29 protein-coding genes and 1 tRNA gene are annotated in these 24040 nt (G+C 30.0%); 18 read left to right on the top strand and 12 right to left on the bottom strand.

The features are described from left to right. Nucleotides 1-11 precede the first annotated feature (11 nt). Together SAR11_RS06135 and SAR11_RS06130 are read left to right on the top strand one after the other, a co-directional pair. Nucleotides 12-239: a hypothetical protein gene (locus tag SAR11_RS06135; protein WP_006996673.1), complete on the top strand. Its 228-nt coding sequence runs from the start codon at nucleotides 12-14 to the stop codon at nucleotides 237-239. 64 nt (nucleotides 240-303) lie between these two features. Further along, nucleotides 304-380, top strand: a tRNA-Met gene (locus SAR11_RS06130). A 141-nt stretch (nucleotides 381-521) separates the two neighbouring features. Here the strand turns inward: SAR11_RS06130 and SAR11_RS06125 are convergent. The 4 genes from SAR11_RS06125 to SAR11_RS06110 form a co-directional block, all read right to left on the bottom strand. After that, entirely contained in the window at nucleotides 522-1280 is a 759-nt protein-coding gene (locus SAR11_RS06125) for a pilin (RefSeq protein ID WP_011282230.1), read from the bottom strand. 3 nt (nucleotides 1281-1283) lie between these two features. Beyond that, nucleotides 1284-2150: a PP2C family protein-serine/threonine phosphatase gene (locus SAR11_RS06120; RefSeq protein ID WP_041185795.1), complete on the bottom strand. Its 867-nt coding sequence runs from the start codon at nucleotides 2148-2150 to the stop codon at nucleotides 1284-1286. A gap of 39 nt (nucleotides 2151-2189) precedes the next feature. Beyond that, a complete protein-coding gene (locus SAR11_RS06115) occupies nucleotides 2190-2549 on the bottom strand; it encodes a group I truncated hemoglobin (RefSeq protein ID WP_006996981.1) in 360 nt (119 codons plus the stop codon). 188 nt (nucleotides 2550-2737) lie between these two features. Then, nucleotides 2738-3355 carry a type IV pilin protein gene (locus SAR11_RS06110; protein WP_018414265.1) on the bottom strand — a complete coding sequence of 206 codons (618 nt, stop codon included), beginning with the start codon at nucleotides 3353-3355 and terminating at the stop codon, nucleotides 2738-2740. Nucleotides 3356-3904: 549 nt separating this feature from the next. Here SAR11_RS06110 and SAR11_RS06100 point away from each other — a divergent pair. Then, nucleotides 3905-4747, top strand: coding sequence for a sulfotransferase domain-containing protein (locus SAR11_RS06100; RefSeq protein WP_011282226.1), 843 nt, complete (start codon nucleotides 3905-3907; stop codon nucleotides 4745-4747). A gap of 79 nt (nucleotides 4748-4826) precedes the next feature. On the opposite strand, the gene SAR11_RS06095 is transcribed toward SAR11_RS06100, so the two are convergent. Together SAR11_RS06095 and SAR11_RS06090 are read right to left on the bottom strand one after the other, a co-directional pair. Then, nucleotides 4827-6035: a tetratricopeptide repeat protein gene (locus tag SAR11_RS06095; protein WP_011282225.1), complete on the bottom strand. Its 1209-nt coding sequence runs from the start codon at nucleotides 6033-6035 to the stop codon at nucleotides 4827-4829. A 32-nt stretch (nucleotides 6036-6067) separates the two neighbouring features. Continuing rightward, entirely contained in the window at nucleotides 6068-6595 is a 528-nt protein-coding gene (locus tag SAR11_RS06090; protein WP_006996677.1) for an adenine phosphoribosyltransferase, read from the bottom strand. Between the two features lie 37 nt (nucleotides 6596-6632). Here SAR11_RS06090 and SAR11_RS06085 point away from each other — a divergent pair, with 37 nt between their 5' ends. The 5 genes from SAR11_RS06085 (at nucleotide 6633) to SAR11_RS06065 (ending at nucleotide 10635) form a co-directional block, all read left to right on the top strand. Continuing rightward, nucleotides 6633-7157: a 5'-methylthioadenosine/S-adenosylhomocysteine nucleosidase gene (locus tag SAR11_RS06085; RefSeq protein WP_011282224.1), complete on the top strand. Its 525-nt coding sequence runs from the start codon at nucleotides 6633-6635 to the stop codon at nucleotides 7155-7157. A 112-nt stretch (nucleotides 7158-7269) separates the two neighbouring features. Then, on the top strand, nucleotides 7270-8310 hold the full coding sequence (gene speD, locus SAR11_RS06080) for an adenosylmethionine decarboxylase (RefSeq protein WP_011282223.1): 1041 nt from the start codon (nucleotides 7270-7272) through the stop codon (nucleotides 8308-8310). Between the two features lie 61 nt (nucleotides 8311-8371). Continuing rightward, on the top strand, nucleotides 8372-9223 hold the full coding sequence (locus SAR11_RS06075; protein ID WP_011282222.1) for a transporter substrate-binding domain-containing protein: 852 nt from the start codon (nucleotides 8372-8374) through the stop codon (nucleotides 9221-9223). Nucleotides 9224-9268: 45 nt separating this feature from the next. Next, nucleotides 9269-9961, top strand: coding sequence for an ABC transporter permease (locus tag SAR11_RS06070; RefSeq protein WP_006996681.1), 693 nt, complete (start codon nucleotides 9269-9271; stop codon nucleotides 9959-9961). Then, nucleotides 9961-10635 (top strand): ABC transporter permease, encoded by a 675-nt coding sequence (locus SAR11_RS06065; protein ID WP_006996682.1) that lies wholly within the window; start codon nucleotides 9961-9963, stop codon nucleotides 10633-10635. Before SAR11_RS06070 ends, SAR11_RS06065 begins: the two co-directional genes overlap by 1 nt. Here SAR11_RS06065 and SAR11_RS06060 read toward each other — a convergent pair. Beyond that, nucleotides 10629-11018 (bottom strand): DUF6165 family protein, encoded by a 390-nt coding sequence (locus SAR11_RS06060; RefSeq protein ID WP_006996683.1) that lies wholly within the window; start codon nucleotides 11016-11018, stop codon nucleotides 10629-10631. The two genes, SAR11_RS06065 and SAR11_RS06060, sit on opposite strands and share 7 nt — an antisense overlap. Before the next feature lie 32 nt (nucleotides 11019-11050). Between SAR11_RS06060 and SAR11_RS06055 the strand changes: the two genes are divergently transcribed. Further along, on the top strand, nucleotides 11051-11983 hold the full coding sequence (locus SAR11_RS06055) for a glycosyltransferase family 9 protein (protein ID WP_011282221.1): 933 nt from the start codon (nucleotides 11051-11053) through the stop codon (nucleotides 11981-11983). Here the strand turns inward: SAR11_RS06055 and SAR11_RS06050 are convergent. Beyond that, nucleotides 11975-13051, bottom strand: coding sequence for an AbrB family transcriptional regulator (locus SAR11_RS06050; RefSeq protein WP_148193096.1), 1077 nt, complete (start codon nucleotides 13049-13051; stop codon nucleotides 11975-11977). The genes SAR11_RS06055 and SAR11_RS06050 overlap by 9 nt on opposite strands. Nucleotides 13052-13272: 221 nt before the next feature. Here SAR11_RS06050 and SAR11_RS06045 point away from each other — a divergent pair, with 221 nt between their 5' ends. From SAR11_RS06045 to SAR11_RS06035, 3 genes are read left to right on the top strand one after another with little or no spacing between them, the layout of a single operon-like run. Continuing rightward, nucleotides 13273-14253: a tripartite tricarboxylate transporter substrate binding protein gene (locus SAR11_RS06045; RefSeq protein ID WP_011282219.1), complete on the top strand. Its 981-nt coding sequence runs from the start codon at nucleotides 13273-13275 to the stop codon at nucleotides 14251-14253. Between the two features lie 29 nt (nucleotides 14254-14282). Then, nucleotides 14283-14753, top strand: coding sequence for a tripartite tricarboxylate transporter TctB family protein (locus SAR11_RS06040; protein ID WP_011282218.1), 471 nt, complete (start codon nucleotides 14283-14285; stop codon nucleotides 14751-14753). After that, the gene (locus SAR11_RS06035) at nucleotides 14750-16252 is read left to right on the top strand and encodes a tripartite tricarboxylate transporter permease (protein ID WP_011282217.1); all 1503 of its coding nucleotides are present in this window, start codon (nucleotides 14750-14752) and stop codon (nucleotides 16250-16252) included. The genes SAR11_RS06040 and SAR11_RS06035 overlap by 4 nt, the downstream gene beginning before the upstream one ends. Here the strand turns inward: SAR11_RS06035 and SAR11_RS06030 are convergent. Further along, nucleotides 16249-17331 (bottom strand): glycosyltransferase family 4 protein, encoded by a 1083-nt coding sequence (locus SAR11_RS06030; RefSeq protein WP_041185794.1) that lies wholly within the window; start codon nucleotides 17329-17331, stop codon nucleotides 16249-16251. The genes SAR11_RS06035 and SAR11_RS06030 overlap by 4 nt on opposite strands. Continuing rightward, on the bottom strand, nucleotides 17331-17885 hold the full coding sequence (locus SAR11_RS06025) for a thioredoxin family protein (protein ID WP_011282215.1): 555 nt from the start codon (nucleotides 17883-17885) through the stop codon (nucleotides 17331-17333). Before SAR11_RS06025 ends, SAR11_RS06030 begins: the two co-directional genes overlap by 1 nt. A gap of 20 nt (nucleotides 17886-17905) precedes the next feature. Here SAR11_RS06025 and SAR11_RS06020 point away from each other — a divergent pair, with 20 nt between their 5' ends. Continuing rightward, nucleotides 17906-18418, top strand: coding sequence for a gamma carbonic anhydrase family protein (locus SAR11_RS06020; protein ID WP_011282214.1), 513 nt, complete (start codon nucleotides 17906-17908; stop codon nucleotides 18416-18418). Here SAR11_RS06020 and SAR11_RS06015 read toward each other — a convergent pair. Together SAR11_RS06015 and SAR11_RS06010 are read right to left on the bottom strand one after the other, a co-directional pair. Further along, nucleotides 18415-19014 carry a pyridoxamine 5'-phosphate oxidase family protein gene (locus SAR11_RS06015; protein ID WP_011282213.1) on the bottom strand — a complete coding sequence of 200 codons (600 nt, stop codon included), beginning with the start codon at nucleotides 19012-19014 and terminating at the stop codon, nucleotides 18415-18417. The genes SAR11_RS06020 and SAR11_RS06015 overlap by 4 nt on opposite strands. Before the next feature lie 6 nt (nucleotides 19015-19020). Continuing rightward, nucleotides 19021-19887, bottom strand: a complete 867-nt coding sequence (locus SAR11_RS06010; protein WP_011282212.1) for an NAD(P)-dependent oxidoreductase — start codon at nucleotides 19885-19887, stop codon at nucleotides 19021-19023. Nucleotides 19888-19901: 14 nt separating this feature from the next. Here SAR11_RS06010 and SAR11_RS06005 point away from each other — a divergent pair, with 14 nt between their 5' ends. Genes SAR11_RS06005 through SAR11_RS05985 form a run of 5 tightly spaced genes read left to right on the top strand, consistent with a single transcriptional unit; the run spans nucleotide 19902 to nucleotide 23944 of the window. Then, entirely contained in the window at nucleotides 19902-21110 is a 1209-nt protein-coding gene (locus SAR11_RS06005) for an MFS transporter (protein WP_011282211.1), read from the top strand. Between the two features lie 43 nt (nucleotides 21111-21153). Then, a complete protein-coding gene (rpoZ, locus tag SAR11_RS07140; RefSeq protein WP_011282210.1) occupies nucleotides 21154-21696 on the top strand; it encodes a DNA-directed RNA polymerase subunit omega in 543 nt (180 codons plus the stop codon). 22 nt (nucleotides 21697-21718) lie between these two features. Beyond that, nucleotides 21719-22711 (top strand): tRNA dihydrouridine(20/20a) synthase DusA, encoded by a 993-nt coding sequence (dusA, locus tag SAR11_RS05995; protein WP_011282209.1) that lies wholly within the window; start codon nucleotides 21719-21721, stop codon nucleotides 22709-22711. 40 nt (nucleotides 22712-22751) lie between these two features. Next, nucleotides 22752-23537, top strand: coding sequence for a sulfite exporter TauE/SafE family protein (locus SAR11_RS05990; RefSeq protein WP_006996698.1), 786 nt, complete (start codon nucleotides 22752-22754; stop codon nucleotides 23535-23537). A gap of 2 nt (nucleotides 23538-23539) precedes the next feature. Then, nucleotides 23540-23944 carry an HIT domain-containing protein gene (locus SAR11_RS05985; protein WP_011282207.1) on the top strand — a complete coding sequence of 135 codons (405 nt, stop codon included), beginning with the start codon at nucleotides 23540-23542 and terminating at the stop codon, nucleotides 23942-23944. The last annotated feature ends 96 nt before the right edge of the window (nucleotides 23945-24040 follow it).

Here is a 24040-nt window from a genome sequence, read left to right as displayed (position 1 = left end):
TAAATAATCTCATGCAAAAAACTTATTTTCATGACAGAAAACATACCAGTGAAAAAAAAGTTCATAAAAAAACTATTCCAGTACAGTATATTGATCAAAAGAGAATTGTAGACATCAATAAATTATTGAACCGAGTAAAAATAGATAAGAAAAACGAAACTAAAAGACAAATCGTTTTTTATAGTTCAGTAATTTTAGCATTAACTCTTTTTTCAACTTTTATAGTGGTTATAAAATAATCATATTGATCAAAAGTTGATTGATCTAAATTAAAAACCTATTATAAATCATCAAGAATTAAGTGGCGGGGTAGCTCAGTCGGTTAGAGCGCAGGACTCATAAGCCTGAGGTCAGTGGTTCGATTCCACTTCCCGCTACCAATTAACAAGCCTTATTTAAGGTTGAACATTTTCAAATATTAATTGCTCCACTCATGCTCCAATGAGAATTGGTCATTGCGTTATCTAGAAGAAGAAATAACAAGTGAGAAGCACGTGTTAGATAACAGATTAATTAAAAATTTAAGAACAAGGTGTTCCACTTGAACCTGAACATTTTCCACCTGCTTCATCTCTGATACTATTTTGATTTACTGCCCAAGAGCCATGGATACTTGAATCCCAACCACAATCAGATTGTGCTTGAGCTTGACTTTCTCTTTGGTCTCCACCTACAAGTATTTGATTATAACAATCATTTACAAATTCTCTCTTATTACGTTGCCAGCCATCACCAGTGGTTGAAACAATTGTATTATCACACTTTCCATCAGGTGTATTCCATCGTCCTCTATCTTCTTTATAAGCAATCAACAACAATCTACATGCATCAGATGAAATAGGACATCCTCCACCGTCACCGAAACTTGCAAAATGTGAATAGCACACTAATTGAATTTGTCCTTTCCTATGTTGTGATTGCGCTAATGTATCAACTGTTACAGACTCCCATTCTAGATTGTATGGGTTTTTAAAATGACTAAAATGTTGTTGGACTGAAAATGCAAAATTATTACAAGTTGTATTTCCATCCATTTTTTCACTAACCATATTTCCATCTTCATCATATTCTGCAATAAAACTATCAAGACCATTGTTTGCAGCAGCTAATTCTAACTCAATTACTTTTGAAATTGTTTTCCAATTTGCAACAAGCACCCTGTTCTTTGCCATTTTAGTGTAACCTTGAAAACTAACAATACCTACACTTGCAAGAATACCAATGATGGCAACTACCACTAATAATTCAATTAAGGTAAAACCATTTTTAATTTTTTTCATTGATTAAATATTTTTCCCATTAATAGCTAAAATTGTAAGATCATCCTTAATTATACTTTGTTCTTCATTTGACATATTTTGCAATGCACCAAACGCGGAAATTTCTATAAAAATATTTTCCAATTGTGTTGCAATATCGTGATCTTTATTCTTATTTAACAAATCTATTATACCCTCAGCTTCAATTTCATTTCCTTCAAAATCTTTACTTTCGCTTAAGCCATCGCTGTATATATAAAAAATTTTATCCTTCAATGAAATTTTATTTAAAACACTATTTAAATCAAGATTAATAGGCTGAACTCCAAGCGGCGGAATTTTGCTAGAAACATGTTCAGTAATTTTTTTATTCTCTGAAATTATACTTTCTGAATGGCCAGCATTAATAAATTCAAGATTTTTAGATTTTTTATCGTATACAGCAAATATTCCTGTTAAAAATTTTCCTGAACGTAAATTATATAAATTATCATTTATTAATGACACAATTTCAATAAGACTCTTTTTTTCCTCAACAAGGATTTCAAACAATGCGGTAACTCTTGCCATAATGAGTCCTGCATCCACTCCTTTGCCAGAAACATCGCCAAGAGTAAAAAAGATTTTATCTCCTATATTTTTAAAATTATAAAAATCACCAGAAACATCCAAAGAAGGTACATTTTTTGCTAAAAGAATATTTTCCTCATTATTCTTTGGAAACATTAGTTTTTGTACTCTTGTTCCTTTTTTAAGTTCTTTTTCTGCTGAACTTTTTCTATTTAAAAATTTTAGATTTGTTTTTTCAATTCTTTCCCATGCTTCCTTAGGTGTGAGCCCTTGTTCTTTTGCTAATGCTATTAAGTCTTCCCAATTATTTATTTTTATCATTAAATAAATATTGCCAAAATTTATTAATTATGAATTCTGTTATTTTGATACAATATGTTCTGAAAGTGGAGCGACAACACCAATGATGGTGTCAACATCTTGGCTTTCAACATTTAGTTCTTCCAAGGTTTGTTTTAGATGTCCAGCAACTCCATTAAAGTCTTCTTGAGATATTTTCATGCCTTGATGAGCAGTTTTCATATCAAGACCAGTATATTCTTTTGGCCCACCTAAAGCTTGGGAAATGAAATTAGTTTGGTGTGAAATCAAAACTTTCATATCAGAATTTGTAAAAAATTTTTTTAAATTTTCATCAGCCATAAGCTTTTGATAAAAATTAATAACAATTTGACCAACTGTTTTTTTTCCGCCATATTTTTCAAATAGTGTTTGAGTCATAATTTTAAAATATATACTTATATTTAATGTAATCAAAGTCATACTATGTTTATTTTGGGTTTTATTTGAAAGCTTTTAATAATTTTGATAAGTTAAAGCTGTTAGTGATTGGAACTAACTTTTTTTGCTCCACTCATGCTCCAATGAGAATTGGTCATAGCGTTATCTAGAAGAAAACATATAAATTTTCAATAGATATCAAATTCGTGTTCTATCACCTTATCACCACATCTAGTTATTAGATACAGTTGTCCCTCTGACTGCCAATTATTGCTTAATTCATTTCCACTACTATCTCTTTTTCTAAGAGATAATTTACCTCTCATATCATATTTATCTCCATAATAATATTCACTGGGTGTGTCATCATAAACATAACGACCAGTGTAGGGATTAGAAATCGTGTTAAGTGTTGTTCTTGAACCTATTGTTGAGTCTGGTTCTCTATGTCTATCTCGATTACTAATTTCAGTTATAGTAAGGTGGGCTATTTTTTCATTTGTCGTGTACCCAAGCTGAGACGAAACTGACATGCCGCCAACGAACATAGTATTACAATCATATTCCCAAACTTGTTTATCATTACCCCCTATAAAATTAATTGTTGGGTTAAGCTCACACCACATTATATTTTCATAAACAGATTTAACTAAGGTTCTAAAATTACCTTTGCAAGCTGATTCTTTAGCCCCAGCTGTATACCCATTATAAGCAACAACCCCGACAGATGATAAAATACCAATGATGGCAACTACCACTAATAATTCAATTAAGGTAAAACCTTTTTTATTATTTATAACTTTCATTTTTAAAATTATAATTGACTTGATGTATCTTTTTATATCAAAAGACGTCCATTTTAGGTTTAATAAACTAATGATATTTAAAAACCACTTTCTCTTACAAGAATAGCAATAATATTTTTACATTCTTATTTACGTATAGATATAAGGAGTCCCATTTATAAAAAAGGGTGGTGGGGTCATAACAACTTTCAATTTTCGAAATCCACTTGGTACCTCTATTGATATAAAATCTGTGCTCCACTCATGCTCCAATGCTCCAATAGAAGTTGACTAGAGTCTAAGTTTATGTAAATCTGAGTCTAGAAAGAAAAGAGCAGAGACAAAGGAGTTTTGAAGATGTTCTTGCAGGATGCGTTGGCTCCAAGGGTCATGGCGCAGGACTCATAAGCCTGAGGTCAGTGGTTCGATTCCACTTCCCGCTACCATTTAATGCCCTGGAAAATTTATTAAGTTTTCAATATTATAATTTTTTTAATAAAATGATCTTAACCTGTAATTTTTAATTATTTAGCAACATTGATTTTTTTAATCTAAATATTATAAGTGAGTATGATTATATGGCTAGCATCTTACCCTAAAAGTGGCAATACATGGGTAAGATCTATAATAGCCGCTTTAATGCATACTAATGATGGTGTATTTAAATTTGAATTACTAAATCAAATTAAACAATTTCCAAGTAAAAAGTATTTTAAAGATTTTACAAATGATTTTGAAAATATTCATGAAATTAAAAAATATTGGGAATCTGCGCAAGATTTTATAAATTTAGATAATAAAGTAAAATTTTTTAAAACACATCATATTAACTGTAAAATTGGTCAGTACAGCTTTACTAGTAAAAAAAATACACTTGCAACAATATACATTACTCGAGATCCTAGAAATTTAGTAAATTCAATTTCAAATCACTTTAGTAAATCTGTAGAAGATTCAAAAAATTTTTTATTTGCTCCAAAAATTATTACGAAATTTGAAAAAGAGGATGATTTAGATAATGGTAGCTTAATAACTCTTTTAGGTACTTGGAATGAACATTATAATTTTTGGAAAAATAATAATGAAAATTTTCTATTAATAAAATATGAAGATTTAATTAATAATACAAATTCTGAATTAGATAAAATTATTGCATTTATTAAAAGATTTACTCCTATCCAAACAGATGAAATTAAAAATAAAAACATTATTAAAACCACTAGTTTTAATTATCTCCAAAACCTAGAGGAAAAAGGTGGTTTTGATGAAAATGCTTACGACACAAATGATACAAAGAAAAAATTTTTTAATCTTGGGCCGAAAAATAATTGGGAAAATAATTTAAATAAAAAAATCAAAGATGAAATTGAGCTTAAGTTTTATGTAGAAATGAAAGAACTTGGGTACTTATAGCAAGATACCTTTAACCTTTAGTGTAGTTTTGTCTCTTTATTAATGTAATTAATTTTATTTATTGAGTTCAATATATTTATTATGTGATTAATTTATGAATATCGTCACCTCTCATTTTAGCAAAAGTTATCCAATTTCTTATTATTAATACATCGTTTAAAGAAATACCTTTGATTGTTGGTATTGTTTTTTTATCAAAAGTTAAGTGTGAGTACTTGTTATCGATTAGCGCTTCATAATTTTTCCAATCTTCTTTATAATTTAATGAGTCTTTTTCAAAACTATTATATTTAGGATATTTTAATGCAAATTCAGAGCATCCTCTTTTAATTTTACAAACTATTGATTTATTTAAATTATTTTTTAATATTACGTTAAGTTTTTTTTCTATTAATTGAGATTCTTCGATGGAACTACAATATATTAATCCTTTATAATTTCCTGAAATATTTGCTCTATTTTCGATCATACATTTTCTTATATTGTTTTTTGGTAAGATAATGTTGTCAAATATTATATAGAGTTTAATTAAATCTACTAAGTTATCTGGTTCGATTTGAACCTTATAGCAATTGAAACAAAATTTGGGTATGACATCATAAGTATTAAATACTTTTTTATGTCTTCTGCAATTTAGAAAATCTTGATTCCTTCTATAAATTTGTGTTTCTTTAAAATCTAAATCTTGAAAATTTTTTCCAATAATTTCATCTGTTTCTTTTACAAAATTACTTATAATTTTATCATCTAAATATTCAGTTGAGTTATAATAAAGATTAATTTTATTCAATTCATTATGTTTAGATACAATACTTGAATTTGTTTCTTTAATATTATTAGTACGTGCTAGTGCCTTAATTAAATGTTTTATTGGTTTTTTAAAATTTTTATTTATTTCAATTGATTTTATAAAGCTCTCTATTGCTTCAGTGTTTTTAGAATGCTCAAAATACAAAACTCCAAGAGAAAAATAAGCTTCAGAAAAATTATTTTCTAATGAAATTGCTTTTTCTAAATCTTTTTTAGCTTCGCTAAATTTGTTTAAGTTATAATAAGTAATACCTCTTAAATGATGAATATTATGATCATTTTTTTTTAGTTCTAATGCAGATGAAAAGCTTGTTATAGCATTTGAAAATTCACCTACATTGAATTCTAGTGTACCTTTTAAGTGTAGATAATTAAAATTATCACCATTTTCAGATATCAGTTTGTTTATATATTTTAAAGATTCTTTAAATTGTTTATCTTTTACAAGTAGTAATATTTCATCAAAACTTAGCTTCATACTGATTTTTGTATTCTATCTCCTTTTAAACTTTAATGCCCTGGAAAATCCATTAAGTTTTCAACCTTATAACCTTTTTTAACTAAATTATCAGATCCACCTAGGTCAAAAAGATTAATTGCAAAAACAAATGCAGCAATTTTGGCATTAGACATTTCCACAAGTTTAGCTGCTGCTTCAGCTGTTCCACCTGTTGCTATTAAATCATCTATAATTAAAACTGAGTCATCTTTGTCAATTGAATCTTTATGAACTTCAATAGTTGCAGTTCCATACTCCAATTCAAAATCAACTGAATGAGTTTCAGCCGGAAGTTTGTTTTTCTTTCTAAACATAATAAAAGGTTTTTTAAGAAGATAAGAAACAGCAGAAGCAAATACAAATCCTCTTGACTCAATTGCAGCAATTTTATCTATTTTATAATTTTTTGATCTTTCAATTATTTGATTAATACATTCTTCAAATGCATCTGCGTCTTTAATTAAAGTTGTAATATCTCTAAATAAAATTCCTTTTTTTGGATAATCTGGAATAGATCTAATATAATCTTTTAAATTCATGATATTAATATATTTATATCTTTAGTAAAAAAAATCTATGGACAAATTATTCCTAGCAGCAATTAAAGAAGAAACGATTGGATTAGACTATTTTAACCATGTTGGAGTTGGAAAAATTAATGCAACTTATAACACATTAAAGTTAATCAATATTTACAAACCAAAACTAATTATCAATTATGGTACTGCAGGTGCAATTAATACTAAGTTAAAAGGAATCGTTGAATGCACCAAATTTTATCAAAGAGATATGGATGTTAGAGGGTTAGATTTTGAATTAGGTGAGACACCTTTTGATAAAATTAAAGAAATTATTACATCAAAAGAAGGTTATTCTTGTGGAACAGGAGATAGTTTTGTTAATAAAAAAATAGATATAGAAGTTGATGTAGTTGATATGGAGGCCTACGCTATTGCAAAAGTTTGCAAGTTAGAGAAAATTGAATTTAAATGTTTTAAATACATATCTGATAATGCAGATGAAAATGCTGATAATGATTGGAACAAAAATCTAGCAAAAGGGGCTAGTGCATTTGCTAGTTTAATTAATACTCAGTTTTAATTTAATTAAGTAAAATATCAAAAAATTGATTAATTGTTGAAAATTATCAATACACCTATATAAAACCGAGCAACTTAATATTAATAAAAAATTATAAGAGGGAATAATTTTTATGACTAAAGTAGGCGAGCATATAACTTTAGACATCATAGGCACTACTCAAGAGTATGACCCTTCAGTTTACGAGAACGTAATTCGTAAAATTGCAAAAGCTGCAGAAGTTACAATTCTTGAAATTTCAAAGTATAAATTTGAACCGCAAGGTTTTACTATCCTTGCCTTATTAGCGGAAAGTCATATCAGTTTTCATACGTTTCCAGAAAAAGGAATTATTAGTTTTGATTTTTTCACATGCGGGAAGGTAAGTCCTTCTATCGCCCTCGATATTGTTAAAAAAGAATTTAAACATAAGAGAATTGTCACAAAAGCTTTTGATAGGGATACTAAGTCTTTATATCATGACATTTACAGTTCGCCTGGATTACAAAAATCGTATGTTGTAAATGAAGTTTTAGAGGATTTTAAATCTAAAGTAGGTCAACATATTGAAATATTAGATTTAGAACAATTTGGTAAATCATTATTTATTGATAACGAAATTCAAGTCGCAACAAATGATGAAGTTTTGTATAGCTCAACATTTGTAAACGCTGCTTTAAAATTAAATAAAGACATGGGAACAGCTGCTATCATTGGTGGTGGTGATGGAGGAGTTGCAAGAGAGTGTACGTCTAAAGGTTTTGATTTTATAGACTGGTATGAACTTGATCCAGAAGTAGTTGAGGTTTGCAATAAACACCTTGGAAGCATTGGCAATAAATCAACTGAGAAAAATTCAGTTAAATGTATTTGGGGAGATGCTTTTGAAAGTATAAAGTCTGTTGAAGACGATAAGTACGATAAAATTTTTGTAGATCTTAACGATGATCAGTTTTGTATTGATCTTGCTGCCAAAAATATGGACTCATTAATTAGAATATTAAAACCTAATGGAGTAATTACCGCTCAAGTGGGTAGCCAAGATAAGAAACCAGAGCAAGTAGAGAAATGGTTAGATGTTTTCAATAAGAATTTTGGAAATACAACTTTGGATAGGGTTTACATCCCAAGTTTTGACTGTTCTTGGAACTTTTCATCATCAATTAATCACTAAAAATTTCTTTTTAAATTATTAAAATTGTGAAATAAATCCTCATAATCATATGGAGGAAAAAATGAATATATTTAAAAAAACAATATTAAGTGTTCTTGCTTCTTTATTATTAATCGGAAATGTTTACGCTGATAAAATAAAGATTGGAACAGAAGGTGCTTACCCACCATGGAACTCTAAGGATGCTTCAGGTGCTCTTATTGGTTTTGAGGTTGAGTTAGCAGAAGAGCTATGCAAAATCATGGGTCGTGAGTGTACTATCGTTGAACAAGATTGGGATGGAATGATTCCAGCTTTGTTAATGAGAAAGTTTGATGCGATCATGGCAGGAATGTCAATTACTGCTGAAAGACAAAAAACAATTACTTTTTCACAAGGTTATGCAGACGAAGTTGCAGCCCTTGCAGTAATGAAAGGTTCAAGTTTAGAGAGCATGGATACACCAGAAGGTATTAATTTAACTTTAGGTGGAAGTGCTGTTAAGAAAACTCTTAAGACTTTAACTGCTGCACTTGCTGGAAAAACTGTTTGTACACAAACTGGAACTATTCACCAAAACTTTTTAGAGTCGGGTGATGTAGGTAAAGTAAATGTTAGAACTTACAAAACTCAAGATGAAGTAAACTTAGACTTAACTTCTGGTAGATGTGATGTTGCATTAGCTGCAGCTGTTGCATTCACTGATTATGCGGATAAATCAGGAAAACCAGTAGTATTAGTTGGACCTACTTTTTCAGGTGGTGCTTTTGGTAATGGTGTTGGTGTTGGAATTAGACAAGGTGGAGATGATGCAATCGGTACAAGAGATGCAAAACTTCTTAAAGATTTCAACAAAGCAATTAACACTGCTAGAAAACAAGGAATCATCAGCAAATTAGCGATCAAGCATTTTGGCTTTGACGCTTCTATGTAAATAATATTTTGAAAAGGCGACTATTTATTTAGTCGCCCTTTCGATATGGATCTTTTATCATTCGGAAAAACAGGCTGGGGAGACGAGTTGTTTTATGCAACTCTAATGACAATTGCAGTGGCAGTTACTGCAATGTTAATTGGTTTTTTATTTTCATTAATCTTTACGCCACTTAAATTATCAAATAATAAATTTCTAAATTTTATTGGTAATACGTACACTACAGTAATCAGGGGCGTTCCAGAATTATTAGTAATTTATCTTTTCTTTTTTGGGGGTAGTGGAGCCATAATGTACGTTGCTTCAATTTTTGGATACTTTGAATATATTGAGATTAATGCATTTATTACGGGCTCAGTTGCAATCGGTATTATATCTGGCGCTTATTCAACAGAAGTATTTAGAGGAGCGATACAATCAATAGATAAAGGTCAATTTGAAGCTGCCAAAGTTTTAGGGGTTAGTAAATTTGTACAATTTTATAAAATAATTCTACCTCAAATGTTAAGGCTTGCTATTCCAAACTTAAGCAATGTTTGGCAAATCACTTTAAAAGACACATCTTTAATATCAGTTACAGGTTTAGTTGAGATTATGAGACAATCTTATATTGCAGCAGGTTCTACTAGAGATCCTTTATTCTTTTATTGTTTTGCTGCGGTTTTATATTTGATGCTAACATTTTTAAGCATGAAGCTAATTAACAGACTTGAAGTTAAATATAGTAGGGGCTTTTAATGGATTTTGATTTAATGATAACAAGTTTGCCAAAACTTCTAAGTGCTGCAGTTATTACTTTAAAACTATTATCAGCATCTTTAATCATTGGTTTATTTATTGGATTTTTATTTGCAGTTTTAAGATTAAATAAGAACCCATTTATTAATAAGTTTGCTTATGGGTATTCTTATTTATTTAGAGGCACTCCATTACTAGTTCAAATATTTATAATTTATTATGGTCTTGGACAAATCGAGTGGTTAAGATCAACTTTTCTTTGGGTCATTTTAAAAGAACCCTATTGGTGCGCAATTATTGCATTTGCCTTAAATACTGGGGCCTATACTTCAGAAATTTTAAGATCAGCTTTTCAAACTATAAAACCTGGAATAATTGAAGCGGGTAAAAGTTTAGGGATATCAAGTAAAATTATTTTATATAAAATTCAAATTCCTGTAGCGATCAGACAATCTTTACCAGCTTATGGTAATGAGATTATATTAATGATGAAGGGCACATCTCTTGCAAGCACGGTAACCTTAATGGATATTACAGGAGTTGCAAAACATATTGTATCAACGACTTATAAACCTTTAGAAGTGTTTCTTTTAGCAGGTGGAATTTATTTATTTATGACTTTTATTTTTCACAACTTGATAAAATATTTAGAAAAGAAATATAGTTTTCAATAAGAAGTATATTCTTTAATCTCTTTAATCTTAGAGCCTGTGTGATTATTCATCTCTAATTTTATTTTAGCACGATCATCATTTAAAAAATGAACATCCCTTGATAATTTTATAAATTTTTCAGTAAAATCAGAATTTTTTTCACACAATCGTTTGTCATCTTCTATCACCCATAATTTTGCATTAATATCTTTCAGGGATTGAAAAAGTGTATTAAGTTTTTCATCAGATTTAACATTGCTATCTAATTGATTTTTTAAAATACTGTGCTCATCATTAATAAATTTTAATTTTTCAGGATCTTTAATTTTTTCTTGTTTAATCTCTAAAATAGAAATTTTATCTAAAAGTTCACCAACTGATACTTCAACTAGAATTTTATTCATAAAAATTTATACTATGTTAAGTTGTTAGAAATATGTCTAATATTTTAGTTATCAAACATGGTTCTTTAGGAGATATAGCCCAAGCTTGTGGGGCAATTCAAGATATTTCTGAAAACCACCCTGAAGATCAAATACATATCTTAACAACAAAACCTTATTTTGAATTATTTAGGAAAAACCCATTTGTACACAATGTTATTTTAGACAAACGTAAATCAAGATTTAATTTAATTTATCTATATATGTTAATGAGAAACTTGAAAAAGAAGAATTTTAGAAAAGTTTATGATTTACAAAACTCATCTAGAACAAAATTTTATAAAAATATTTTATTTCCAAAAGCAAATTTTAATACTTGGTCTAGCTCAGAAACAACTTTACCAAGTAATATTTCAAAAGATGAATTTGATAAAGACCCAGTTTTAAATAGATTTGATCATCAACTTAAAACCTCTGGAATTAAAACAGAGTACACCATGAAACCAAACTTTAGTTGGGCTGTGACTAACATTGATCATATTAAACAAGAATTTAAGTTAGACAAATACATTGTCTTATTTCCATTTTGTTCAGCGCATCTAACACATAAAAAGTGGCCCCATTATAATGAGCTAATAGAATTAATTAAAAATAAATATAAAGATCAAATTAAAGTTATTGTAGCACCTGGACCCTCTGAAATCGATGATGCAAAAAACATTAATGCCATTTCAATTTTAGATAAAGGTAAAGCTTTAGATATTTCTCAACTTGCAAGCTTGATTAAAGAAAGCTTATTTGTTATTGCAAATGATACAGGACCAGCTCATATGACTGCTCATCTTGGAGTAAAAGGTTTGACTTTATTTGGTAAACATACAACAGCTTTTAAAGTTAGTATTGAGCGAGAAAACTTTAAAGCAATACAAGTTGATGATTTAGAAAAATTAAGTGCAGCTAAAGTTTTAGAAAAAATATTAATTTAATTTCTTACCAATAATTTTCAATATTACAGGAACAGTGAAGAGTATCATCAGTAATCTAATAATATGATGAAATGCTACAAAGTTAGGGTCTAAATCAAAAGCAATTGCTATAACTGCTACTTCATAAATTCCCCCAGGAGAAAAAGATAAAAGTAGAGTTAAGAAATTGGTATCAACAAAATATGTTGCAACAATTGCAGCTAATAATCCAAGAGCTACAAGTATTACAGTTGCAACTAAACTATGAAATGAATTACCCGCAACTTCTTTTAATGATTTATCTGCAAAACGACAACCCACAGAGGCACCTAAAATAAGCAAACAAAAATTTATACTTTCATCCGGCAGTTTGTAGGAGGCAACTTCCGTTATTTGTAAAATTCCACTTGCAACTAATGTCCCAGATAATAATGCAGCAGGCACACCAATTTTATCAAATAAGAAAATTAATAAAATCGAACCTATTAAGAGAATTAAAAGATGAAAATGGTTTTGATCAAGATAATTAAATTTTTCAATTGTTAGGGCTTCATTTGTTGAGTAATTAACAACAAAAAAGGGAATGACAGTTATTATTATAATTAATCTAATTAAATGTGATGTAGCAACTTGCGATAAGTCAGATTTTTCATGCTCTGCTAATATCATCAAAGGTCCTAAAGCGCCTGGTGCTGCTGAAAAAATAGATGTTTTGACATTATAACCTGAAAATTTTTGTAAATATTTTGAAACAATTAAAATACTTATTAAAATATAGACAAACATTATTATTGAAGTCCACACCCATTCAGTCATCTGATTGATTAAATTTTGATCTATATAATTTCCAATATGAAGACCAAGAACTATTAAAATTGAACTTAAAGCTAGTTTTGGCATTTTAATTTTTAATCCACTTAAGGCTGCAACTGAAACTGCAAGCATAGGACCAAGCATCCACGCTAATGGGATATTAAAATAGTCAGCTACAATTGCGCTCGGGATAGAAATTAAAATAACTAATAGAAATTTTTTAGAAAATAATTCTTTAATGTTAAAGGAATTAAATTGAATAGAAGAATTTTTCATTAACAAATATTCTTTTATCATTTACTTTAAAAAAGATAACAGAAAAGAAACTTCCGTAATTAAAGATATCTATTTTTTTATTAATAAAATATTTGAGATAACACTTACTTATTTCCTAAGGAAAGAAAATCAACGTTAAGTTGCATTCTATTCAAAAACTTGCTTTCAAGACCATAGTATAATTAACTGCAAATATTAAAAACTAACAATAGAGGAATATAATGAAAAACATTAAAAAATTAGTTTCAGTATTATTCTCAGCAATTCTATTATTTTCTGCAACAGCAACAAATTCAATCGCAATGGAAAAAATCCATTTCGTAATTGGTGGTGGTGCTGGTGGTGGATGGGATGGAACTGCTAGAGGTACTGGAGAAGCTTTAACAAAATCAGGAATGTTAAAAAGTGCATCATTTGAAAATATGTCAGGTGGTGGTGGAGGAAAAGCTTTAGCTTTCATGATTAACACTCAACCTAAAAATACAATTTTAGTACAATCTACGCCGCTAGTTTTAAGATCTATTACTAGACACGAAGGTTATGTTACAGGATCTGGAGTTTTATCTTATAAAGATGTTACACCGATCGCTGGTGTAATTGGTGACTATGGTGCGATTGCAGTTGCAAAAAACTCACCTTATAAAAACTTTAAAGATGTAGTTGATGCATATAAAAAGAATCCAAGCTCTATTAAAATGGCTGGTGGATCAGTAAGAGGAAGTATGGACCATTTAATTGGCGCTTTAGCTTTCCAAGCTGCTGGTGCTAATCCAAATGATGTTGCTTATATTCCTTATGATGCTGGTGGAAAAGCGTTAGCTGGACTTTTATCTGGAGAAACTCAAATTATCTCTACAGGTTTAGGTGAACTTATGGGTGCAAGAGACCAAGTAAGAATTATTGGTATTACTGCTCCTTCAAGAATAGCTGATGCACCGGATGCACCAACTCTAAAAGAACAAGGATATGATGTTCAGTTCGTAAACTGGAGAGGATTTTTTGGACCTCCAAATATGAGCAATAAAGATAAAAAAGCTTTATCTACAATGTTAGGTAAAGTGATGGAAACTCCTGAATGGGAAGCTGTTAGAAAAAGAAATGCTTGGGTTAATATTTATAACTCAGATAAGGATTTTGTTAAATTCTTAGATGCACAAACTGTAGAAATGACAGCTCTTATGAAGAAATTAGGAGTTATATAATCCTTTAGGATTATTTAAAAATTAGAGCAGTGAATATAAATACTACTAAAATTATATCACTGCTCTTTTTTATTTTCTCAGCATTCTATTTATATATTGCGTATCAAATTCAGGTTTTTTCTTTTGATGAAAATGCACCTTTTAATGCCAGAACATTTCCAATTTATTTAGGTTATGCAGGTTTATTTTTTTCTGGCTTAAAGATTATTTTACCAGAGCCCAATACCATTAAAGTTAATCATAAAAACTTAGAGTATAAAAAAACAGCTATACTTGTGCTCATAGCAATTATTTATGGAGTAACTATATTAAAAGTAGGTTATTTTTTAACGACTTCTCTATTTCTAGCATCTTCTTATTATGCGTTAGGTGAGAGGAGGTGGAAGTTAATATTTTTACTCTCTTTCCCTTTTGTGGGTGCTTTTATGTATCTTTTGCATGGAGTGCTTGAAATTTATTTAAGAGATCCATTTTTAAAACTAATTGGAGTTATGGGATGATTGAAGGCATTTTAATTGGTTTAAAAACAGCTCTTACATTTCAAAACATATTTATGGTTATGATTGGTTGTTTTTTTGGAACCATCATTGGAATGCTCCCAGGTCTTGGACCAATGACGGCAATTGCATTAATGATACCTATTACTTATGGTTTTGATCCAGCTACCGGATTAATTTTAATGGCAGGTGTTTATTATGGTGCAGTGTTTGGTGGATCAACTTCATCAATTTTATTAAATGCTCCAGGCGTTCCTGGAACTGTTGCAACATCATTTGATGGATATCCTATGGCTCAACAAGGTAAAGCTGGAAAAGCGTTAGCGATTGCTGCTTGGAGCTCTTTTGCAGGTGGAACCCTTGCTTCAATATATTTATTATTTCTTGCACCAAGCTTATCTAAAGTAAGTTTATCTTTTAGATCACCAGATTATTTTGCTTTAATGATCTTAGGTTTAACAGCCATTGCAGCTTTTTCATCAAAGGGGCAATTTTTAAAAGCAATGATGATGGTTGTTTTAGGTTTAATGTTAGCATCAGTTGGTCAAGATTCTTTATCTGATATTTCAAGATTTACTTTTAACAATATGAATTTATCCGATGGGATAAGTTTTGTTTTAGTTGTAATGGCAACTTTTGCTATGAGTGAAGCTTTAACAATTATTTTAAAACGAAATGATCCATCTGCAGTTGCCAAACAAGTTTCATTAACAGAACTTGGTTCGATTAAAATTAACAAGGAAGAAAGAACCAAAATGTTAAAAGCTATTCCTCGAAACTCAGTTATTGGTTTTTTAATTGGAGTTTTACCAGGTGCGGGTGCAACTATTGCTTCATTTCTAGCCTATGGAATGGAAAGAAATTTTGTTAGTGATGAAGAGAAAGAAAAATTTGGTAAAGGTAGTGTTCATGGCTTAACTGCACCAGAAACTGCAAACAATGCAGCATGTTCTGGAGCTTTTGTGCCTTTATTAACTTTAGGAATACCTGGAAGTGGAACAACCGCTGTAATGCTTGGTGCTTTATTAGGATTTGGAATTCAACCAGGCCCTAGACTTTATATAACTAATCCTGAAATCTTTTGGTCAGTTATTATGTCGATGTATATTGGAATGGTAGTATTACTTATTCTAAACTTGCCCTTAATACCTTACATAGCAAGAATACTTGCTGTACCTAAAAATTATTTAATTCCACTTATTTTATTTTTTTCAATTACAGGAATTTACGTAATGTCATTTAATAATTTTGACATTTATTTAATGATTGGAATTGCAGTTGTTGCAACGTTTATGCGCTTATATGATTTTCCAATGCCACCACTTATATTAGCCTTTGTCCTCGGTGGATTAATGGAAGAAAATTTAAGAAGATCTTTATTAATAAGCGATGGTTCTTGGACTTTTTTATGGGACAGACCTCTTACCGCATCAATTATAGGAGTTACAATTCTAATTGTTAGTTGGCAAATTTATAAAACAATTAAAAATAAAAAAATTTAGTTTAGAATTTTTTTATATTCTTCAATAATCGTACTCCACTTAAATTTAGCAGAATTTTCTTTGGCAGCTTTTCCATACTCTTGGAATTTATTATTTTCTAACATTAAATTAATTGATGAATACACTTCATCTAATTCATTGCCATTACAGATTAAACCTGTTTTTTCATGCTCGATTGCATCTGCTGCACCTCCATCTTTTCCACCAAGAGAGGGCAATCCATATTGAGCAGCTTCAACATAAGCTATCCCAAATCCTTCAACAGATTTTTTATGAACAATAGATGGCATGACAAAAATATTAGATTTAGCAACTAGTGCATTTTTTAATTCGTTAGAAATATCTTTAAAAAACATCACTTGTGGCTGAAGGCCCAATTCTGCTACTAATTTTTTAATATTTTCCTCTTCATCGCCGTAACCCACACAAATGTAAATAATACTAGGGTAGATTTGTTTTAAATTTCGAAGCGCCATGATTACTTTTTCATGGTTTTTTCTTTTATCAAATCTAGAAACAGTAATTAATTTTGGAGACTTATGTTTTAATAAATTCTCTACTTTATCTAAAGTTTTTTTATCTAATTCTTCAACAGGATCAACACCTGGATTTATAACTACAATTTTATCTTGCTGAACTCCCAATGAAATAGCTAAATTTTTAGTGTACTCAGAATTAGCAACGATGGTTTCAACACTATCTAAAACCTCCAATACTCTTTTATTAAGAGAGGTACCTTTTTCATGATTAATTTCTTTACCATGGATCAAGCATATCTTTTTTTTATTAGTTTTAAGATGTTCTAAACTTTTCCAATGATCAGCAATTATACCATCAATTTTATTTTCTTTAATAAATTCATTAATCAATTGAGCTTTTCTATATTTTCTAAGAAGTTTTATGCCACCAACACGCTCTATTGAAAAAGAAACTTGCTCATCAAATAATTTATGATTTTCATGATAATCAGCGAATACTTTTATCATGTAATGTTTTGAAAGTTCGTTTGCTAAACCCCACATTAAATTCTGCATACCTCCAACTTCTGGAGGGAACGTTTTTGTAACTATTAAGTACATTAATTATCTAACCATTTGATACTACAGCCAACACTTGGAATTTGCGTTTCAGGACCTTTGCCCGTCTCTGCAATTTGTTTCATTGCAGTAAATAAATCACTATCACCAGCTCTTACTGGTTTTAAATTATCCAATTCTCTTATACGACCTCTGTATTGTAATTCTAAATTATTATTGTATCCAAAAAAATCAGGAGTGCATACTGCATCATAACTTTTTGCAACATTTTGAGTTTCATCAAATAAATATGGAAAATTAAATTGATGTTTTCTTGCAAATTCGATCATATTTTCAAAACTATCTTCAGGATAATTTATCGGATCGTTTGCTGAAATAGCCACAGCTTTTACTCCATGTTTTTCTAAATTTTTGCAATCTTCAACAATGTCTTTAATAATTGCTTTTACATAAGGGCAGTGGTTACAAATAAACATAACCAAAGTTCCATTTGTCCCTTTAACATCATTTAATTTAATAATTTCGTTATTAGTGGACTTTAATTCAAAGCTTTTAGCAGCTTGTCCAAAATCACATATTGGAGTTTTTAACGGCATGTTATAATAATATATATGTTATGTTTTATGATTTGGAAGATAAAAAAGTTAAAAATTTAGGTGATAATTGGTCTGCATCTAATGCATCTATCATTGGTGATGTCACGCTAGAAAAAAATACCAGCATTTGGTTTAATGTAACTTTAAGAGGGGATGTTGAAAATATTCATATCGGTGAAGGCTCCAATATACAAGATGGCAGTGTATTGCATACCGATCCAGGTTACCCTTTAAAAATTGGTAAAGATGTAACTATTGGTCACTTGGTTATGTTGCATGGCTGCACGATTGAAGACAATTCTTTAATTGGAATTGGTGCTGTAATTTTAAATGGTGCAAAGATTGGAAAAAATTGCATCATAGGAGCTAATGCATTGATCACAGAAAACAAAGTCATTCCCGACAATTCTCTAGTGATTGGATCCCCTGGTAAAATTGTAAGACAAGTCTCAACAGAAGAGGCAAAGTCAATTACTGAAAATGCAATTCATTACCAAGATAATTGGAAAAAATATTCTAAATCAGTTTTTTAAGGAATTAACCAGGTATCCTTGTTATTTTCTAAATCGAATTTAGCACGACGGTGACCTTTGGCTGCTAAATAAAGCCATTCCATACTTTTAATTTTACATTGAATAACAGTAAAATTTTTATATCCCACTTCACTTTGCTCCATTGTAAATTCAAAATTATCTAGTTCAGGCTTTAGTCCTGAAGTAGGGGTTTCAGATAATGTTCCTGGTCCGTTATCAACTAAATAACATTTTCTACTCATGTGTCCTGTTTTTAACCAGGACTGTTTTGTAATATCATTTTCATGATTAACGGTGCACTCAACTTTAAGTCTAACTTGTATCTTCTCATCCTTGTCATAAAATAACATTGATGCATTCTTATTTGCTTTTAATTTAGCAATTTTATCTGATCTGATATCACTATGGTATTGGATAATATTGTTTTCTCTATCTGATTTTCTAAGGACTACAATTCTTCCATCAAAGTCATCTTGACCACCACAAATAAATACAGGAATTCTAAATTGAGACCCTCTATCTTTGATAGCATTATCCAGCATATACCAGATTTTATTTTTGATCTCTTCAAAATCTTCGTAGTACGCTGGTTGCATACGAGATTATTTACTTAGTCTTCTAATTAAACTGGAAGTATCCCAACGGTTTCCACCCATTTCTTGAACTTCACCGTAATATTTATCAACGATTTCAGTTACAGGAAGTTGAGAGCCATTATTTTTAGCTTCATCCATAGCAATTTTTAAATCTTTTCTCATCCAATCAACTGCAAAACCAAATTCAAACTGATCATCAATCATCGTTTTATATCTGTTTTCCATTTGCCAAGATTGAGCAGCACCTTTAGATATAACTTCAATTACATCTTCCATATTTAAACCTGCTTTTTTTCCAAAGTTAATTGCTTCTGATAAACCTTGAACAAGACCTGCAATACAAATTTGGTTAACCATTTTTGCTAATTGACCATTACCAGCACCACCTAATAATTTCATCTTTTTGCTGTAACAATCAATAATGTCTTTTGCTTTATCAAAGTTTGCTTGATCTCCACCAATCATAACAGTTAGAGCACCATTTTCAGCACCAGCTTGTCCACCTGATACCGGTGCATCTAAGAAACCAAATTCACTTTTTAATGAATGCTCATAAATTTCTCTAGCAATCGTTGCAGAAGCGGTTGTGTTATCAATGTAAACTGAGCCTTTTTTAATTGTTTTAAAGATACCGTTGTCACCAAAAGTTACTTCTCGTAAATCGTTATCATTACCAACACAGGTAAACACAAAGTCAGCATCCTCAGCAGCTTTTGCAGGAGTATCTGCTTTTGACCCTTTATATTCAGCAACCCATTTATCAGCTTTTGCAGCTGTTCTATTATAAACAGTTACATTGTGACCTGCTTTTGATATATATCCTGCCATTGGATAACCCATGACACCTAAACCTATAAATGCAACATTGCTCATAATTTCTATTTCCTATGTTTAAAAGTTTGAATTTTAAAGTAATTTTATTTGGATTTATATTTACATTTTTTTCAAGCTTTGGACAGAGTTTTTTTCTAGGATTATTTAATTCAAGCATAAGAGACGCGCTTTCTATCACGCATGGTCAGTTTGGATCTATCTATGCATCTGCTACTCTATTAAGTAGTTTTATACTTGTTTGGGTTGGTAAAAAAATAGATGACTTTAATATTTTAAAATTTGCATCTTATGTCATTGCGTTACTAGCGATCTCTTGTTTTTTATTTTCTAAAATTTCATCAGTCGCTTTCTTATTTTTATCAATTTTCTTAATGAGGTTATCAGGTCAAGGACTAATGTCTCACACTGCAACCACAACAATATCAAGATTTTTTGAAAAGACTAGGGGACGTGCATTAAGCACAACTTGGCTTGGTTTATCGTTAGCTGAATTTATTTTACCCTTATTAATTATTTTTTTATTAACTTTTATTGATTGGAGAAATATTTGGATAGCCATATCAATTTCAGTTATTATCATTTTACCTATTGTCATTGTTACATTAGTTAAAAACGTTAAATTAGACTCAAGAGAAACATCTATTGCCACAAATATTAAAACTAAAGATATAAAACAATGGACGAGAGGTGAAGTTTTAAAAGATTATCGCTTTTATATTATATGTTTAAGCATGTTAGCGATGCCTTGGATTGCAACGGGTACATTTGTTTATCAATCTTTTATAGTGTCATCTAAAGGTTGGGGACCATATGTTATTGCCCAATCCTTTATGGTGTATTCAATTTTATCAGTGATTACTTTATTTTTAACAGGCTTTTTAATTGATAAGTTTAGTAGTCGAAAATTAATAATTTATATGAACATTCCTTTATTAGTTGCAACGTTTGTGCTTTATTATTTTAACTCACCAATTTCATCATTTGTATTTTTAGGTTTAATTGGGATTTCAAACGGTTTAGCAAATGTTCTAGGTTCTGCTACTTGGGCTGAGATTTATGGAGTGAGATATATTGGTTCCATTAAAGCATTAACCACAGCGTTAATGGTATTTTCAACTGCATTTGGTACAGCGCTCTTTGGAATTTTGATTGATAATAGCCTTTCTATTGAGCAAATTGCTCTTGTTTCAGGATCTTATATTTTAATAGCAATATTGTTGTTATTCCTTGTAAAGAATAAGCTTAATCCTGATTATTTATAGAATTATCCTTGATTTTTTTTTAACTACTGTATAGATACTGCGCATGGCTAGAGTAACAGTAGAAGATTGCATAGATAAAGTAGAAAGTCCTTACGAATTAGTTTTAGTTGCTAAAGAAAGAGCCGTTCAATTAAATTCTGGTTTAGAACCAACTTTAGATAGAGATAATGACAAAAACACAGTTATATCTTTAAGAGAAATTGCAGCAGACACTATTAAAGTTTCAGACTTAACAGATAGCGCTATTCACAAACTTAGAAAACACGTTGAGCAAGTTGACGATGGTACTGATGATGATGAAATTATTGGTGATGATTTTGAAAGTATGTACAAAGGTGAAATTTCTAAAAGTGGAACTCCTATTTTACCATCTAAAAGAGCTAGAAAAATTCCTGAAAAAATTCAAGTATCCTCTGATGATTTAGAAGAATTAACTGCAAAGGCAGAGCCAGAAGTTGACGTTGATGCAGAGTTAGAAGTGGGAGATGAAGAGACAGCAGTTTCTTTAGATCAAATAGCTGAAGCTGAAACAGAAGCTGAAACAACTGAAGTAAACTCTGACGATTCAGAGACTACAAATAGCTAAAAAAATAATATAAAAGTTTAGTATGAACAGGAAAGTATCCGTTGCACCTATGATGGATTGTACTGATCGTCATGAACGTTTTTTTCTAAGACTGATTAGTAAAAATACATTGCTCTATAGTGAAATGGTTGTCTCTGAAGCTATTCATCGAGGGGATAAAAAAAAACTATTAGAATTTAATATAAATGAAAAACCAATAGCCCTTCAAATTGGTGGATCGTCTCCAACTTTACTTGCAGAGGCAACGAAAGTGGGTGAAGACTTTGGTTATGATGAGATAAATTTAAACCTTGGTTGCCCTTCAAAAAAAGTTGAGAAAAATAAATTTGGTGCATGTTTAATGAAAGAACCAAATTTGGTTGCAGACTGCTTGAGTAAAATGCAATCGGTTACAAAGTTACCGGTCACGATTAAAACAAGAATTGGTTACGATGATACTGAAGACTATGAAAACTTACATCGTTTTATTTCAACTTTAAAAAGCACTGGTGTTAAAACTTTCATCATTCATGCAAGAAAAGCTATTCTTGGAAAATTTACCCCTAAACAAAATCTAAACATTCCTCCTTTAAAGTATGATTTTGTCTATAGATTAAAAAAAGATTTCCCTAATGAAGAAATCATTATTAACGGTGGAATTACCACAACCGATCAAATGAAAGATCACTTAGATAAAGTTGATGGAGTTATGATCGGACGTGCTGCTTACCATACTCCTTATTTATTAGCTGATATTGAAAGAGATATATTTAATAATGAAAATGTACCAAGTCGACAAGATGTAATTGAACAGTTGCTACCGTACGTTAGAGAAGAAATAAAAAAAGGAACACGTTTAAATCAAATTATGAGACATACACTTGGATTATTTCATGGTCAAACAGGATCTAGCTTTTGGAAAAGGTATTTAAGCGAAAATATGTGTGTTAGAGATGCCGATGTTAAAAAGATTGATCACATCATGGATAAGATTAAATATAACAATGTCGACACGTCGGTAAGTCAATCTGCTTAGTTCTCTTTTATCTAACGAGTACATATACTTTAGCCTACTAATGGCCTTAACCGCTATTCCTGTGGGATTTGTTGCAGGTTTATTTGGTATTGGCGGTGGATTAATTACAGTTCCATTTTTGTTTTATATTTTTAATTCTTTAGGGATTGATCAACAATATGTCATGCACCTTGCAGTTGGAACATCATTTGCAATCATAATACCAACCTCAACTGTCTCAGTTTTAACTCATCATAAATTTAAAGCAGTGGATTTTGATATAGTTAAAAGTTATGGAATATTTGTAGTACTTGGTGTTATTTTTGGAACAATTTTTGCAGCAACTCTTAAAACTAAAACCTTAGTTCTTTTCTTTGCAATCGTAATATTTTTATTAAGTATTTATCTTTTATTATTAAAAGAAAAGGAAAAAAATATAACTCTTAAAATTAAGCTTCATTTGAAAATTATTTTAGGATTTTTAGTAGGTTTTATCTCGGCACCCATGGGTATTGGAGGGGCTGTTATGAATGTTCCAATTCTAAAGTTTTTTGGTTACTCAATTAATAGAGCTATAGGTAGCGCTGCAGCTATTGGTTTTTTAATAGCATTATTTGGCGCAATCGGATTTTTGATAACTGGCAGTTATTTAAAAACAAATATTCCATTAAGTATTGGTTTTTTAAATATTCCTGCTTTTTTAATTTTTATACCGATTACAACCTTTATGGCTAGAATTGGTGCAAGAACAGTTCATACAATTGATAAGAATAGAATTAGTAAATATTTTGGAATATTTTTACTTATCATTGCTGCAAAATTTTTATATGAATATTTCAAACTGTAGTTATGGCAAATAAAGTAAGTAAAAGTTTTCTAAAAGATTCTCATTTAATAACTGAATTAAAATTATGTAGTATTCGTTTAATTGATAATGCTAAATTTCCTTGGATCATTTTAATTCCAAAGCGAAAAAATATAACCGATATCTCAGAACTTAATTCAAAAGATCAAATGTTATTAATGAAAGAAATTGTTCATTGCAGCAAGTTAATGAAAAAAATATTTAAAACAAAAAAACTTAATGTTGAAAAAATTGGCAATATTGTTCCTCAATTACATATTCATATTATTGCAAGATCTACTAAAGACAGTACGTGGCCACTATCGGTTTGGGTTATTAAAGGAAAACCTTATTCAAAAGTTCTATTAGCGAAAACTATTTCAAAAATTAAAAAGTATTTTAAGGGATAAAGACAGAGGTAGTTTTAGTCTCCCGCCACTACCTCTTAATCATTATGTATCTGATTCGTCCCAAATTTGTTAACACGTATTAATTGAAACTAGACT

It is taken from the genome of Candidatus Pelagibacter ubique HTCC1062, from assembly GCF_000012345.1.
GTDB classification, from domain to species: Bacteria; Pseudomonadota; Alphaproteobacteria; order Pelagibacterales; family Pelagibacteraceae; genus Pelagibacter; species Pelagibacter ubiqueversans.
The sequence above is the reverse complement of the archived record's forward strand: the minus strand, read 5'-3'. Positions and strand labels throughout refer to the sequence as shown.

Bases quoted from the DNA above. Each gene is read 5' to 3' on its own strand.
- SAR11_RS06135 (WP_006996673.1), top strand. From the start codon at position 12: ATGCAAAAAACTTATTTTCATGACAGAAAACATACCAGTGAAAAAAAA.
- SAR11_RS06125 (WP_011282230.1), bottom strand. From the start codon at position 1,280: ATGAAAAAAATTAAAAATGGTTTTACCTTAATTGAATTATTAGTGGTA.
- SAR11_RS06120 (WP_041185795.1), bottom strand. From the start codon at position 2,150: ATGATAAAAATAAATAATTGGGAAGACTTAATAGCATTAGCAAAAGAA.
- SAR11_RS06115 (WP_006996981.1), bottom strand. From the start codon at position 2,549: ATGACTCAAACACTATTTGAAAAATATGGCGGAAAAAAAACAGTTGGT.
- SAR11_RS06110 (WP_018414265.1), bottom strand. From the start codon at position 3,355: ATGAAAGTTATAAATAATAAAAAAGGTTTTACCTTAATTGAATTATTA.
- SAR11_RS06100 (WP_011282226.1), top strand. From the start codon at position 3,905: ATGATTATATGGCTAGCATCTTACCCTAAAAGTGGCAATACATGGGTA.
- SAR11_RS06095 (WP_011282225.1), bottom strand. From the start codon at position 6,035: ATGAAGCTAAGTTTTGATGAAATATTACTACTTGTAAAAGATAAACAA.
- SAR11_RS06090 (WP_006996677.1), bottom strand. From the start codon at position 6,595: ATGAATTTAAAAGATTATATTAGATCTATTCCAGATTATCCAAAAAAA.
- SAR11_RS06085 (WP_011282224.1), top strand. From the start codon at position 6,633: ATGGACAAATTATTCCTAGCAGCAATTAAAGAAGAAACGATTGGATTA.
- speD (WP_011282223.1), top strand. From the start codon at position 7,270: ATGACTAAAGTAGGCGAGCATATAACTTTAGACATCATAGGCACTACT.
- SAR11_RS06075 (WP_011282222.1), top strand. From the start codon at position 8,372: ATGAATATATTTAAAAAAACAATATTAAGTGTTCTTGCTTCTTTATTA.
- SAR11_RS06070 (WP_006996681.1), top strand. From the start codon at position 9,269: ATGGATCTTTTATCATTCGGAAAAACAGGCTGGGGAGACGAGTTGTTT.
- SAR11_RS06065 (WP_006996682.1), top strand. From the start codon at position 9,961: ATGGATTTTGATTTAATGATAACAAGTTTGCCAAAACTTCTAAGTGCT.
- SAR11_RS06060 (WP_006996683.1), bottom strand. From the start codon at position 11,018: ATGAATAAAATTCTAGTTGAAGTATCAGTTGGTGAACTTTTAGATAAA.
- SAR11_RS06055 (WP_011282221.1), top strand. From the start codon at position 11,051: ATGTCTAATATTTTAGTTATCAAACATGGTTCTTTAGGAGATATAGCC.
- SAR11_RS06050 (WP_148193096.1), bottom strand. From the start codon at position 13,051: ATGAAAAATTCTTCTATTCAATTTAATTCCTTTAACATTAAAGAATTA.
- SAR11_RS06045 (WP_011282219.1), top strand. From the start codon at position 13,273: ATGAAAAACATTAAAAAATTAGTTTCAGTATTATTCTCAGCAATTCTA.
- SAR11_RS06035 (WP_011282217.1), top strand. From the start codon at position 14,750: ATGATTGAAGGCATTTTAATTGGTTTAAAAACAGCTCTTACATTTCAA.
- SAR11_RS06030 (WP_041185794.1), bottom strand. From the start codon at position 17,331: ATGTACTTAATAGTTACAAAAACGTTCCCTCCAGAAGTTGGAGGTATG.
- SAR11_RS06025 (WP_011282215.1), bottom strand. From the start codon at position 17,885: ATGCCGTTAAAAACTCCAATATGTGATTTTGGACAAGCTGCTAAAAGC.
- SAR11_RS06020 (WP_011282214.1), top strand. From the start codon at position 17,906: ATGTTTTATGATTTGGAAGATAAAAAAGTTAAAAATTTAGGTGATAAT.
- SAR11_RS06015 (WP_011282213.1), bottom strand. From the start codon at position 19,014: ATGCAACCAGCGTACTACGAAGATTTTGAAGAGATCAAAAATAAAATC.
- SAR11_RS06010 (WP_011282212.1), bottom strand. From the start codon at position 19,887: ATGAGCAATGTTGCATTTATAGGTTTAGGTGTCATGGGTTATCCAATG.
- SAR11_RS06005 (WP_011282211.1), top strand. From the start codon at position 19,902: ATGTTTAAAAGTTTGAATTTTAAAGTAATTTTATTTGGATTTATATTT.
- rpoZ (WP_011282210.1), top strand. From the start codon at position 21,154: ATGGCTAGAGTAACAGTAGAAGATTGCATAGATAAAGTAGAAAGTCCT.
- dusA (WP_011282209.1), top strand. From the start codon at position 21,719: ATGAACAGGAAAGTATCCGTTGCACCTATGATGGATTGTACTGATCGT.
- SAR11_RS05990 (WP_006996698.1), top strand. From the start codon at position 22,752: ATGGCCTTAACCGCTATTCCTGTGGGATTTGTTGCAGGTTTATTTGGT.
- SAR11_RS05985 (WP_011282207.1), top strand. From the start codon at position 23,540: ATGGCAAATAAAGTAAGTAAAAGTTTTCTAAAAGATTCTCATTTAATA.